This is a genomic window from Kosakonia quasisacchari (genome assembly GCF_004331415.1).
Taxonomy (GTDB): domain Bacteria; phylum Pseudomonadota; class Gammaproteobacteria; order Enterobacterales; family Enterobacteriaceae; genus Kosakonia; species Kosakonia quasisacchari.
Genome location: NZ_SJOP01000009.1, coordinates 1 through 14609, shown reverse-complemented (window position 1 = coordinate 14609; position 14609 = coordinate 1). Strand labels below are relative to the sequence as shown.

The 14609-nt window shown below is 51.9% G+C and carries 10 protein-coding genes; all 10 read right to left on the bottom strand.

Annotated features, from left to right (window positions below; translation table 11 throughout):
• Positions 1-19: 19 nt before the first annotated feature.
• Entirely contained in the window at positions 20-820 is an 801-nt protein-coding gene (gene tcyJ / locus E0L21_RS11140; protein WP_017458346.1) for a cystine ABC transporter substrate-binding protein, read from the bottom strand.
• 83 nt (positions 821-903) lie between these two features.
• Entirely contained in the window at positions 904-1455 is a 552-nt protein-coding gene (gene fliZ / locus E0L21_RS11135; RefSeq protein WP_017458347.1) for a flagella biosynthesis regulatory protein FliZ, read from the bottom strand.
• Positions 1456-1517: 62 nt separating this feature from the next.
• A complete protein-coding gene (gene fliA, locus E0L21_RS11130) occupies positions 1518-2237 on the bottom strand; it encodes an RNA polymerase sigma factor FliA (RefSeq protein ID WP_131409462.1) in 720 nt (239 codons plus the stop codon).
• A gap of 99 nt (positions 2238-2336) precedes the next feature.
• The gene (locus tag E0L21_RS11125; RefSeq protein WP_131409460.1) at positions 2337-3461 is read right to left on the bottom strand and encodes an FkbM family methyltransferase; all 1125 of its coding nucleotides are present in this window, start codon (positions 3459-3461) and stop codon (positions 2337-2339) included.
• Positions 3462-3501: 40 nt separating this feature from the next.
• Complete coding sequence (locus tag E0L21_RS11120) at positions 3502-4611, bottom strand: Gfo/Idh/MocA family protein (protein ID WP_131409458.1); 1110 nt, start codon at positions 4609-4611, stop codon at positions 3502-3504.
• 10 nt (positions 4612-4621) lie between these two features.
• Positions 4622-5794, bottom strand: coding sequence for an ATP-grasp domain-containing protein (locus E0L21_RS11115; protein WP_131409455.1), 1173 nt, complete (start codon positions 5792-5794; stop codon positions 4622-4624).
• Positions 5791-6945, bottom strand: coding sequence for a DegT/DnrJ/EryC1/StrS family aminotransferase (locus tag E0L21_RS11110; RefSeq protein WP_131409453.1), 1155 nt, complete (start codon positions 6943-6945; stop codon positions 5791-5793). Before E0L21_RS11110 ends, E0L21_RS11115 begins: the two co-directional genes overlap by 4 nt.
• 226 nt (positions 6946-7171) lie before the next feature.
• Entirely contained in the window at positions 7172-10621 is a 3450-nt protein-coding gene (locus E0L21_RS11105) for a glycosyltransferase family protein (protein ID WP_131409451.1), read from the bottom strand.
• Positions 10622-10668: 47 nt separating this feature from the next.
• Positions 10669-14316, bottom strand: a complete 3648-nt coding sequence (locus E0L21_RS11100) for a glycosyltransferase (protein WP_131409449.1) — start codon at positions 14314-14316, stop codon at positions 10669-10671.
• Between the two features lie 184 nt (positions 14317-14500).
• The coding region (locus E0L21_RS11095; RefSeq protein WP_268886888.1) for a flagellin at positions 14501-14609 on the bottom strand (109 nt) is incomplete at its 5' end.

Below are 14609 nucleotides of genomic sequence, written 5' to 3'. Positions count from 1 at the left end.
TTTTTTTAACGGGCAACGTTTACTTCGTCACATCCGCTCCAAACCATTTTTCTGACAGCGTTTTCATGGTGCCGTCTTTTTGCATCTCGGCAATGGCTGCGTCGATAGCTTTCAGCAAATCGTCATTACCTTTACGCAGCGCAACGCCGGATTCCTGACGCGAGAAAGCATCTCCCGCCACTGCCAGCGTATCTTTGGTTTTCTTCACCAGATCCAGCGCGGCCAGACGATCGACCAGGATGGCGTCAATACGGCCAACGCGTAAATCCTGATATTTAGTCGGGTCATCATCATAGGTGCGAATATCAACGCCCTGCACGTTCTTACGCAGCCACTCTTCATAGTTGGTGCCAAGTCCAACGCCCACTTTTTTGCCTTTCAGATCCGCTGCGGATTTAATCCCCGCTTCGTTTCCTTTCTTCACCAACGCCTGGATACCAGAAACGGTATACGGCGTTGAGAAATCATACTTTTTCTTACGCTCATCGGAGATGGTGACCTGGTTAATCACCACGTCGATGCGTTTAGAATCCAGCGATGCCAGCATGCCGTCCCATTTGGTGGGTTTCAGGGATGCTTTTACGCCAAGATGCTGCGCCAACGCTTCGGCGAACTCCACTTCAAAACCAGTTAGCTTGCCGTCGTCGCCCTGGAAACTAAACGGTGGGTACGTACCTTCCAGGCCCACCAACAGCGTGCCACGCTCTTTGACTTTATTGAGCAGGTTTTCCGCCGCGAACGTTTTCACGCTCATCCCTGCTACCAGCGCGACGGCCATTACACCCATCAACGCCTGACGTCCCAAAAGTGCTAGTTTCATAGTTACCCCGATAAAGAAATTGGCTGTAGTGTAAGGTGCCTGACGCTAAGTACAAGCACGACTCGGCTACATCTTATTCCTTTTTAATATAAATCAGATGTTGCGCCCACAGCGATTTTTTGCACGGAGGCAAAACGCATCTGGGTTTTAAACTGCGCATATTTGCGCAAGGCAATCCGATAATTATTGGTACTGGTCGCAGGTAACCACGGTTCCAGATTTTCGTCGAGGAACCCTTCTTCAAGCAGCTGTCGGGAAATGTTGAGTTCTGTGAGATGGTTGCCGAGGCGGCGCAAACGCACGACATACTCGCGCACCGTACCGTGGCTCATTTCGGTTTGTTCGAAAAGATATTGTTTAAAACCGATGATATCGAAGAAATCGCTCTGCTCTTTGCAGTGCAGATCGCCGCAAAAACGACAGAGTGCAACCCACTCTTTTTGCTCTTGTTGCCAGGCCGCTTCATCCAACAGCATATCCAGGCGCGAGATCGCGATCTTATTCACGATTTCGCCCCGGCGTACCAGTGTGATGCGATCAAGCAGCTTGTGGCAGTGTGCGCAATGCGTCTGGCTGTGTTTAAAGTCTTTAAGGTAGCGGCTTAGAGGCCGTCTTTTAGGTTGCTGCACCGTCATGATAACTCCTGGTTGTCAATGCGTTGTTCGGCATTTACCAGGAGTGATGCAGAATCACTGACCTATAACTTACCCAGCTTGGTACGTAAGCGCTTAATGGCCTGGCTATGGAGCTGGCTGACTCGTGATTCCCCGACTTCCAGAACGGCACCAATCTCTTTCAGATTGAGTTCTTCCTGGTAGTACAGTGTCAGGACAAGTTGTTCACGTTCCGGCAGCGATTCAATCGCTTCCATGACCCGGTGACGTAAATTACTTTCCAGTAACTGGAATAACGGGTTTTCCTGTTGATGATCGTCCGTCACCAGCTCGATACTGTCGCCATGCTCTTCCCGCCATTCATCGTAGGAGAAAAGCTGGCTGTTATTGGTATCGAGCAGCATCTGACGGTATTCCTCTACAGGAATTCCAAGACGCTGCGACACTTCTGTTTCCGTCGCGTTACGTCCCAGTTCTTGCTCAAGTTGCCCCATTGCCTGCGCCACTTCGCGGGCATTACGCCGAACGCTGCGCGGCACCCAATCGCGGCTGCGCAATTCGTCCAGCATCGCCCCACGAATACGCTGTACTGCGTAAGTGGTAAATGCCGTTCCTTGCAGAGCGTCATATCGGTCTACTGCATTCAGTAAACCGATACCGCCCGCCTGTAGCAGGTCGTCCAGTTCCACACTCGCCGGCAAACGCACCTGCAGGCGCAATGCTTCGTGACGCACAAGAGGTACATAACGCTGCCACAGCGAGTGTTTATCCATTACACCTTCAGCGGTATAGAGTGAATTCACGATAAACAGCCCTGCGTTAATTGAGTTATCGGCACGATTATCCGATTCTGGAGTGGTTTTAATCGGATGAATAGTGGGTGAAATGGGGGTTATTTGACTTTATTGAACCGTTCTCCCGACAGGTAATGCATATAACACCAGCTCAAAAGCCAGCGCCGGATGATGCCCGCGCAAATAAAAACGATAATTATCCGACAGTTCACGAATGTATTGCGGGATCGTCAGCAAATCTTCCGGCTTGTGATACAAGCTAATCGTCAGAACAGGCAAAGATGCACGAATGGTATGTTGCGCACCTTTTAGGGCTTCCAGCTCCGCCCCCTCAATATCCATTTTGATAAATGTAGCGTAATTCGTGCCTTCAAGGGCATTATCGATGCTGACCACATCAATGGAGGTGTTGCCTTCCCCTTCGCTTAAGCGAGACGAGGTATCCATTCCGGAATCAAAGCGTAATGTTGTATTTTCCGACCAGACACCTTTATTGATGGCTTTGAGTTCAACATCACCAATATCTGCGCGTTGTAATAAGGCGAAGTTTTTTGCTTCCGGTTCAAAAGCGAGGATTTTCGCGGGTTTCTTCACGCCCTGCTTCTGTGCAGCTTTCAGGAACGCAACCACGCTGTCACCGTCGTAGGCGCCGCAATCGACATACACTTCATTGTCCTGCAAGCGCACCAGGTCTTCTGCCAGGTAGTGGTTAGGATCGAAATACTTGCCATAGTACAAGCTGCGCGCGCAAATACGCTGATTAATAAACGCAGCCAGCGTTTCTTTTGAGCGCTCATCGCCTAAAGAATTATAAAATTCGGTCAAAACAGCTTCATTTTCCTGACAAAATTCGGCGGTATAAAGCGTATCGGTATTTACGCCAATAAAAGAGTGATCAAAGATCAATATGCTTTCGGCGTTGTTTCCAAGCATCGCTTCTAATTCAGCGCTCACATACTGGATAGCCAGAATGTAATTATAGGTACCTTCTTGCCGGGTCAGTTGGTCTAAATTGATGATATCGTAACCGTAAAAGGTTGAACCTTCGGTGAAATATTTCTCATTGACCGCGACATAATCAACCTTCACATTCTTGCTGGTTAAAAATTCCCACGTTTTTTGCCCTAAATAACCGGCACCGCATAATACCAACGGACGACCATTCTTCTGCATTTCGTCGATCGTATCGAGAAAATGGTTTCTGGACTCACAAATTTTTTCAAGAATAGACATATCTACCTCAGAGACTCATTCAGTACACAATAAGTGGCAATCACAGTATGATTTTTTGTTGCGCTAATGCGCTTTTGTTGGCGCTTTCAAGGAAAGCTAATCCTTTCAAAGCCACCTGCGAGCCAATAGCATAACTATTCGCTTCGCCGCGTAATGCTGCCGCGATGTCACAGTAATAGTTCGCAAAGGCTTCAATAAACCCGGCGGGATGGCCTGCTTTAAAGCGGCAGTACCGCTCCTGGTTCGCCACCGTGTTGTCACTCGCCGTGCGGTCAATAATGCTGACGTTGCCGTGGATATCGGCAACACGTAAATACTCGGGCTCCATTTGCAGCCATTCCGCACTGCCTTCTGTGCCGTAAACCCTGATCCGCAAACCGTTGCGATAACCCAGCGCCGCCTTGCCATACCAGTAATTGCACACCACATCATCGCTATAACGTGACACGATATTCACCGTATCCACTACGCCGGGCACACGGGCAAAGGTGCTGTTAACGGCATAGACATCCAGCGCATGTTTCCCGGTGAGGAACTCCACCAGTTGATGGACATGTACGCCAAGATCCAACGATACCGTCGGGATCGCGTTATCCGTGCGCCGCCAGGTTTGCGGGAGCGCGACGCTGCCGTCGCTGCGACAGCGGCTGAAACCCTCTTGCGGCATCTCAACCATCACGTGCTGAATCCGACCCAGTGCGCCGCTTTGCAAGCGCTGGCGTAATTCGCGCACCATCGGGTAACCGGTATAGTTGAATGTCACATAGAGCTGGCTATTCACCTCGTCAACGCGCTGCTGAATGTCCTCAGCGTCTTTGACGCTCGCCACTAAGGCTTTTTCACAAATGATCGGCAGCGGATATTCCAGACACGCCATCAGAATTTCGCGGTGTGCGGGCGTAGGTGTTAGCACCACTACCGCATCCAGATGCGCATGCTCTTTCTCAAGCAGCGTCAACGCATCCTGGTAAATCCTGCTCTCATCAAGCCCCCAGGTCATGCCGGTTTGCCGGTTAAGGGCGTCATCCCGGCTGAAACAACCGGCAGATAGCTGGAAATGGCCATCCATCTGGCTGGCGATTTTATGGGTCATACCGATGGCAGAGTTGAGGCCGCCGCCGATAAATGCCAGGGATAAGGGCTTTGCCATAATCCGGTCCTTACGTCGTTTTAAAAGAAAAATAGTTTTTAAGCTGCGGCGTCAAACGCGCCAGTTCAGCAAAATCATCAAATTCAGCAAACACCAACCCTGCCCTGTCACGCGGCGCAGGTTCCAGCCGATCGCCTGGCAATTTCAACGGGATAGTTTCGATAATGCGTGCCGCCAGCGGCGCAAAAAGGTAGCCAGTAAAATGGGTATCTACGTCGCTGGAAATGGTGTGGCGCGCAATGGCGCGCAGAGGCGCAGGGCGTCGCGCTGAAAACGCAGTGGTATGCTGGCAACCCAGGAATGGGGCAACAAATGCGCTGGAATAATCAACGCCGGTTGAAAGCTCAATCAAACGGGAATAGAGATCGCCCGGGCAGCGCCGGGTAAGTTCTATAAGCCAAAAATCATCGTCATTGGCGATAAACTGGGTATGCAGCAAACCGTCGACCAGCTGAAGCTGGCGCACCAGGGTTTGCATACATTCGCTGACGCGGTCTCGCATGCTTTCCGTCAGGGAAAGACTCAAGCTGCTACTGTTGACCTGCCAGGGATAAACGGTGCAAAACTCATCGACGAAAAATTCGCAGACAATCTCCCCGCCGCGGATAAACGCGGAGTGGCTGTACAACGCGCCCTGGCAAAAGGTTTCAATCACGCACTCGCCGTTTTGCGAAGCGCTACGGGCTTTTGCCACCGCATCGTCAAGTTCTTCAGCCTGCTGCACCAGGGTAATGCCGATACCGCTATAAGCATCAATCGGTTTTACCAGCAACGGAAACGGGAGATGACGCGCTTCCTCAACGCTTCTAACCGCACGCGGTATCGGATAACCCTGCTGTTCTGCCCAGGCGCGGAAGCGATCTTTAAGAAAAAGCGTGTCGCTGACATCCGGCGTGTCGAAACCGGGTAAGCCCAACTCAGCAGCGACGCGGCTTCCCGTCAGGTATGAGACATCGGTAACACCAGGCGTAATAGCCGCAATATTGTGTTCGCGTGCAATGGCTAACACTGCATCGCAATCTGCGTAATTTTGGACTTTGGCAATATCCGCAGATTTCATCCCCGCATCGTGCGGCTTACCGCTACACACCAGCGTGGTAAAACCCGCCGTTTTGACCGCTCGCTGTAAAGGTAACGAAGCAAATCCCGCATCGAGGATCATCGCCGTGCGCGTAGCCGTCATGCGCCCTCCAGCGAAATAACCGGCGCACTCGGTGTCGCTGTGGCCGCAACGCCGCGAATGATGTCGGTAATACGTTTCTGATCTTCGCGCGCCAGCCCCGGATAAATCGGCAAGCACAGCACTTTGTCAGCGATAACATTTGCGCACGGCAAGTTCTCTTTCTGCGAGGAAGCAAGCCCGCGATACATACTGAAAGAGCTAATCAGCGGGTAGAAATAGCGGCGCGTTAAAATACCTGCGCTTTTTAGTACGTCATAGAGCGAATCGCGATCGATGCCGAACTCCGGCTCAATCAACACCGGGAAGTAGGCATGGTTCCAGGTCACATCAGCAGGCACATCCAGCAGATGCACCCCGCCAATTCCTTGCAGTAATTCCACATAATGCAGGTAAAGCGCCTGACGATCGGCCAGCGCCTGATCGATATGTTTAAGCTGTAACAAGCCGAATGCCGCTTCAACTTCGTTCATTTTGGCATTGATACCCGGGGCCACTACGCGTGTTTCACCGGCAAAACCGAAGTTTTTCAAATAATCGATGCGCTGCTTGGTACGCGCATCGTGGCAAATAATCGCACCGCCCTCGAAGGTGTTAAACACCTTCGTTGCGTGAAAGCTCAGAACCGACAAATCCCCGTGATTCAAAATACTGACGCCGTTTTTCTTCACGCCAAACGCGTGCGCCGCGTCATAGATCACTTTCAGGCCGTAGATATCCGCGACCTGCTGGATTTTGTCTACATCGCAGGGAATGCCGTAGCAGTGAACCGGCATGATCGCCGTGGTCTGCGGGGTGATCAGCTCTTCGACACGCTCAGGATTGATATTGTACGTTTGCGGATCGATGTCAGCGAAAACCGGCGTCAGGCCATTCCACAGGAGTGTATGCGAGGTGGCTACAAAGGAGTAAGGCGTGGTAATCACTTCCCCGGTGACCCGAAGCGCCTGCAAGGCGGTGAGCAGCGCCAGCGTACCATTTGCGAACAAGCAGACATATTTCACGCCCAGGTAACTTGCCAGCGCCTCCTCAAGTTCCTGATGGAAAACACCGCCGTTAGTGAGGATCCGGTTGTTCCAGATCTTCTCAAGGTAAGGAATAAACTCTTCCAGCGGTGGCAAAAGAGGGCTGGTAACAAAGATATTATTGTCCATAGACAAACCTGCGCGCGTAGGAATTATCTGTTCATCATAACGACGCGCCTGGCGAGCTATCGGTGAAACAGGGGGCATTTTGTTACGCTTTTCCCCTTGCGTGCTAAAGGTAAACTGCCAGAGCCTGCGCAGGCGGTAGGAAAATGGTGGGGCTGAAATAATCGCTTATTCAGCAGAAACCCCGGTAATAAGACGCTACCGGGTTTCATTACCGCAAAAGAGCGCATTATTTCAACATTGCGAGCAGTGCTTGCTGGCGAGACACATCAAAGAGATAGCGGTCGTGAAGCAGAGTAGTGATCTGCTCTTGATTCTCACAGGCCGGGTTGCGTGTCCTGGCGAAATCTTCAATGGCCTGCGTCCAGAGCGCCATTTTAGGTTTCAGTTTCGTCACGAAGTCATACTCGCTGAAACAAGGAAAATCGCTGCAGAGAACGGCGATATTACGGGCGGCGTATTGCAACACGGCATAACTTTCCGCAAACCGATGCTCATGGTTGTTATCACGGAACAAAATCACCGCATCCGGATTCAGTGCATCCAGCGTCTCCACCGAGACAGGGTTAGCATGGTATTTAAAGGTGCCCTTCACCAGCGGGTACCAGTTGGCTGGACACTCGCCAAAAATATACCAGTCAACAATGTGATGCGTTTTTTCGATCAACTGCCAGATGAAATCCCGCTCTTTCCCGGTGAGGGAAAAAATGGGGCATAACACGCGACAGGGAGAATTTACCGCTACGGGTTTATTCTGTGCAAACCATGCCTGCGGGAGATAATCAGGAATTCGCAAAACGTCCAGCCCCTTGCCCCGTCCCCATTTTTCCAGCGCGGAATTTAATACCAGCCAGCGATCAAACGGCAGAGGTTGGCTACTCTGGCGAGAAACCAGCGGCTCGGCATTTTCATCGAAAAGACAATGCACAACCTGCCCCGTCAGCGCGCGAAACTGCGTAATGGTGCTGATATCACTTTCACTCAACTGGGCGTCCAAAATGGTGATAGCGGGGCGCGTTCTGAGTAACGCAGGTAGCGCAGGTAGCGCAGGCAACGCATCCTTGATAATGAACGTAATCTCTCCGGCTTCTTCCATCATGCGGAAATAGTGTGTTAACCGTTTTGTATAAACGGTCTGCGAATGCCATACCAACAACACCACTGGCATCTGTTCCGGGCTTACGGAAACGCGTTTTTGTGTAACGCTGGCGTCCAGCGTAAAGAGAGGTGAACTCAGCGACAAATGCTGGCTATAAGCGGGATCGTTTGCAAATACCTCGCTGAAATCCTTCATCAGCGCCGTCATTTGCGATAACAGAGATTGCCGGTACTCATTATCCATAAAGTGATAATTGTCCGAGGCAATAATGCTATAAGGCGACCAGACAGAAACGTAGCCCATTTTTTGCAGCGCAAGGCAAAATGCCGCCGAACTCACTTCAAGCGACGTGTATTTTTCATCCAGCCCGCCGGCCTGCGTGAAACATTCTTTTTTGATAAGCAGACACAGGCTATTGAGCACCGAGTAGTTTTGTTCACATTGATACCGAGCCTGATACCCGAAAGACTGCCAGTCTTCTCCAGTACCGACATTCGCGATCCCGTTATCTGCGCCGACAATCATCCCTGCGCTGATGAGCTTTTTATCAAAGCTAATAATCTTCGGCCCGCTGCACGCTACTTCGGGTCGCACCATAGGATTGAGTAAAGTGTTTAACCAGCTTTTTAAGACGAAAACCGATCTGACGTCTAATAACAACAAAGAGGCGCCCGCAGCGTGTGACGCCGCAATGTTTACTGCCTGCACCTCACTGCAATTACCCAGATCAAGCACCTGAACCTTGCCGGGTAACAGTTTTTCAACTTCCCGCGCGGTCTGCAAAACAATCGCGTCGGCGGTGTTTATCACAGGAATAATAATTTCGTAATCATGCCATTCGGTGTTATCCACCAGCGACGCGATACAGCGCGTCATCAAATTAGCATCATGATTATGGGTTAAGATAATACTCACCCGCCCCATATTATTCAGGGGGTAATGGATCCGCCACGCGACACCGTCGTTATACTCCACATGATCTACTGGCAAATTTCGCTGCGCGGCGAAAGAACCAACGATGCCGCCCTCAATTTCAATACTTGCGGGAGTGAGTATCTTCTCATCAACAATATTGACGATATCCGCATAATGACCAATGGAGGCAATGTCATAACGGGCAATTAATTTTGTAATGAGGTCGAATTCAAAAGCCGACCCTGCGTTATTGTCCCAGCCACCGCATTCCAGCCATGCCGACGCGCGGAAGAAAACCCGTTGCAAATAACGGGACGGCGCACTAAAGAACAGATCGAGATTAAACTCTGGCTTGAAAAAATGTGTCACTGAATCCGCATGTCTGACTGCTTCGTCAGCATAAATAGCCTGCACAGCAGAACGTTCTTGCAGTGTCTGCGCTAAGCGATACACGCTGTCTTGCGTATAAATCACACCGGCAGGAACCACCTGTAACCAGTCGGCAGCGACCGCCTGAACAAGGTTGGCAAAATTGTGCTGGTAATGCTGAAAATCGACAACGGAAAGGGTGCTATCCGTTTCGTCATGATCAACGCCATCCTCAACGATCAGGATTCTGGCATTCGGCAAATCACCTAATTGTGCACTCAAAGAATCCACGGTCAGAGTCACAGAGGCGCGATCGCCATGCGGATTCAGAATAACGAACAACAACGCCTGCGAAGAGCGCATATCAATGCGTTTTCCCGCCACTCTATTTTCAAGCCACCCCTGAAACGTATTGCGGTAATGTTCTTGTGCTTTTTCTTGCGCTTTAGATTGTGTTTTTTCTATGAAGTCCCTGAATTGCACCAGCGATCTTTCACGTCTCAGCAATAATTGCTCGCGGGACTTGTAGAGGTTTTGGCGTGCATGTTCGATAGCTTCCGGGGTATTAACCAGCGTATAACCTGCATTGCCGTTTTCGCGTATCGTTTTTTCGCTCAACGCATAGCTTTCGTAGCCTGGCGCGATTAACCCAACGACCGGACAACCACATAAGTTAGCCAGCAGACAGGTACCGGAAGATTCATAGGTATATAACACGCGTCCGCGCTTGAGAACTTTTGCCAATTCATCCAGCGGCAGCGGGTTTTGCATACTCAGAACGGTCAGATTTTTCGGCAGTTTGTCATATTCAATAACGCTGGCGGGTAAGCGGTTAATATAGAGTAAGTCCAGATCCTTATGCGGATTATCATCCTGGAACAGATCGAGATCGTAATTCTCAATATTTAACAGCGCCGGTTGATACTCTTTTTCGGCGAACTCCACGCGATACCAAAAAAACAGATCATCAGGTGAAAAATCGAGGCGATTGCCATTCATCACCCCTTCTCTGTTGAGCATATAGCGCGCCACTACCGGCGCACGCAGCGGGTTGCCACTCGTTACTTCCGGGTACACCGCAATCCACGGCTCGCCTGACTTCTGTAATTGCGCGTAATCATCTTCCGTAAGACGCGGCGTATTCCATTTTGGGTTAACCGTCCCGCCCACAATCCACGCTTTGCCGCCCGAGTTGTTTATGGTCTGGCAAAAAAAATGCAGCACTTGTATCCCGGCAGACGCCTCCGAGTAATCGGGTGCCACAATCAGATAGGGGTACTGAGCGAGGTTATTCATCGATATTCCTTGAACGTTTGCCAGGCCCGCCGGCCTGGCAGAGAAAATTATGCTTTCGGTAACCAGCCCTGCTGCCAGTCATCCAGACCTGCGCCGCGCAAATACCAGTTATTCAGCACCGCTTCACGCAGCGCATCACCCTGACGATGACGTAAATCGGCATCATTAATATAAGCCTGAACCGCGTTCATCCAGTCTTTGAAGCGGTTTTCCACCAGCGTAACCGGCAGATCGCAACGGTAAGGCACAATATCGGTGGCGATGATCGGCACGCCGCAGGTGCCGATTTCCAGCAGACGCAAGTTACTTTTACATTCGTTGAATTGATTGATTTCCAGCGGCACCAACGCCAGGTCGAGATTGAGACTGGCCAGTTTTTCCGGATACATTTCAAACGGCACGCCAGGGTGGAATTCGCAGCGGACATTGCGCGGCTTCATACCCATAAAGACCCATTCGACTTTCCCTTCCAGCTCTTTAATCAACGGCAATAAGATTTCCAGATCGCCAGCATGAGAACTGCCGCCAGCCCAGCCAACACGCACTTTTTTGCCCGTGCCGCGCTCGCTGAACAGATGTTCCCACTGGTTCGGCGCAAGGCGGTTTTGCGCAATGCGAATGTCGCTATGGAAACGGCTATACGCGTCCGCCAGCGGCGTGGTGGAAACCACCAGCCAGTCGGCGCTGTCGACGACTTTGCGAAAGTTCTTCACCATTTGCTGCGGGAAGTGCTGACGAGAACCATTTTTGATCGGCACATTGAGCAGGTAGTCATCATATTCGAGCACGATTTTGGCGTTACTGGTGCTGCGCAACTGTTGAATAATCTGCGGGAAACGGCTGCCGGTAATCAGCTCTAGCAAAATGACATCCGGCTGCTGCTGCGCGGCTTCCATCACACCAGGAATGGTGTTGGTCAGCCCGCCTTCAATCATTAAATGGCGTTCCAGCGCTTTGAAAGGTTGCATTACGCGGTGGTGCCCACCGCCGACCCAGTTAACATGGTGCGCCAGTACCACCGGCAGCGGGCGTCCCGGCAACGGCTGATGCAAGCGCGCCAGGCTCGCGCTGAGCGTGAACGCCTGCCCTGCTTTTTGCATTAACGGGTGGTATGACGGTTCTGCGAGCAGACCTTGCCGCCACTCTTCACGCAGCGTGGCAAAGTCCGGCAGCAGCGGGCGTTCCTGCACATCGATCTTATTGCCCAGCAGGCGTGTCGCCCCGCCCATATGTTTGACGCGGGCGTACGGTGTCCAGACATTGAGATAACCGTGTTGCTGCGCGCGTAGCCCAAGATCGACATCGGCAAAATAGACCGGATACGTTTCCTGGTTAAAACCGTTGAGGGCGAAAAAGACCTCTTTGCGCACCATCATGCAGGAAGCGCTGACTGCCGCCAGGTTGCGCGGCGTTTTCAGATAGTGCTGAAAGCCGTTGCTTTCGCCATCTGCACCGTCAAAAGCCACGTCCACACCATGCTGCACACCGAGCAAAAAGCCGCCATGCTGAATACGGCCATCCTGATACTCCAGACGCGCGCCAACCAGCCCCACTTCCGGGCGTAACGTTTGCTCCAGCAAGGCCTCAAGCCAGCCGCCATCAATAATTTCACAATCATTATTGAGAAAGACCAGCACCTCGCCGCGCGCCTGTTGCGCCGCCGCATTGTTGATTTCGGCAAAGTTAAACGGCGCGTCGTAGCGCAAAATGCGTACCTGATCGATGCCTGATGCCGCCAGATCATTGAGAAAACGGCAGGCATCCTCTTCCACCGACTGGTTATCGACAATCAACAGCTCATAGTGTTGATAACGCGTTTTCTCCATCAAACTTTCAATGCAGCGTTTAAGCAGCGCAAAGCGATCGCGGGTGGGAATAATGATCGACACCAGCGGCTTTGCGTCCCAGTGGTAGCGCAAGCGTTTGATGTTCGCCGCTAACCCTTCTTCCAGCGAGGCCTGAATGCCAAGCCGTTGCAGGTGGGCCAACAAAATCTCTTCGCACTCACCTACCACCACCGAGTTTTCGCTCCAGCATGACGCTACTTCCGGGCTTTCCACCAGCACCTCAGCAACGCGGCCCAACGCTGGTGTTCCCTGCCCTTCAACAAAGCGCCATAGCAGATCGATCATCGCCGCCTGCGGATATTGGCTATTCAATCCACCGAGCTGGCGGGCAATATCACGCGAAAAAAGCAAAACGCGGCCGACATACGGCACACCGCGCAGCAGGTCAATGTTTACATCCGGGCGCAGCGTCAGTAGCGGTTCGCCATTTTCCGCGCGCGTCATTTCATCGCAGTAAAACAACCAGGCATTTTGTTGTTGCATCCGTTGCTCGGCAAAGCGTAACAACGCATCGTCTCGCAACGTAAAACCGGCGGGGATCAATAACAGCGTATCGGCATCACGCGTACTTAGCAGCGCATTTACTGCCGCAGGCCAGGCGTTATCATCAGCAATGACATCAATGCTGGCGGCAGCCAGCGACTGACTTTCAACTGAGGTTCTCGTTTGCGTGCTGCGGTCGTTATCGCCAAGGATAATCACGCCGATACTGGCTTTGTCCGGGTTTGCACCGGCGAAAGAGCGCAGCGCTTCCCGCCGTGCATCGCTAATCTGGCGATCCTCCAGCCAGCGGCTGAAGGAGTACTCGTTGGTCTGCTGTTGCGCCAGCACGGCTTTACTGTGGAAGTTCAGCGTATAACGCGCTTTGTCATCCAACTGGCGTTTTTTTTCCGCCAAAGGCAGCGTAAAAATCGCCTCCAGCGCAGTATCCAGTGTCCATTTACTGACGAAAGTCGCGCGCTGCGCCAGTGCCCACTCGCGCGCACTGGCATAACCACTTTGCAGCAGTTCTACCCATTCATTGGCGTCCGGGCAGTTGTGCAACGTAAGTGCGCAGAAATGATCGGCTTCATGACGCGCCAGGTTATCGGCATTCAGATACCCTTCAACGTAACCTTCGTTAACCAGGAACAGCGGGATCCCAAGCGTTAGCGCTTTCGCCACGCTTTCGTCATTCCCGATGATCACGTCATACTGTTCCAGCCACGCCGGTTCGAGGCGTTGCACCTGCTGGCTCAGATCGAACCACTCAATCTGGATGCCTGCCTCCCTCGCCTGCTGTTGGACTTCATACATTTCCGCCGACATTTTGCCCGCCATATAAAGTACGCGAGACAAGGTTTGCGCGTCGCGCGTGCGGGTAAATGCGCCAAAGCTGGCCGGTACTGACCACGGCAAATGTTTGAGCTGCGCACTCTCCACTCCGGTCTGTAACAGGATGGCTGACGTGCGCGGGGAGAGATCCAGCGTCAGCGCGGCAAACTGGTTTTCCAGCGCCACGCCCCACGGTAGGTAGAGATCGTTGTAGTCACTGAAATGGCGGAAAACCATCGCGCCGTCCAGTTTTCCGGCTTCGATGGCATCGAGTAACTTTTCGCTAAAGAAACCGCGGTAAATCCAGATGATGTTGTAATAGGTTTCCAGCGCGCCCTGCTTTTCAGTGATGACAGTAAAACGCCCTGTCGCGCTCAGGCGTGCTATTTCACTCGTTAATTTCTGCCCGGCGGTTGAGCTAATAACATCCACGCGCCAGCCTTTGGCCAGCAAGGCGTCTGCAATGTCGAGAAGTTCGGAGGTATGGGGGGTAAAAGCGTCAAATTGATCAACGCTAATTAGTATGCTTTGCATCTGTCATCCTCATATCACCGGGTAAACCACCGGGGTGATAGCAAAAGGCGTTCCTGTCGTTATGCAATATTCTGGAGGACGGAAGAAAGATCGAGAGGCAAAACAGCTAACAGAAAAGGCGTTATATCTGGCGATTGCACATAAAAAAAGGCATCCGAAGATGCCTTTTTTAAAGGGTTGCGAATTAACGCAGCAGGGACAGCATGGTCTGCGGAACCTGGTTGGCCTGGGCCAGTACGGAAGAACCAGCCTGCTGCAGGATCTGCGCGCGGGACATGTTCGACACTTCAGTT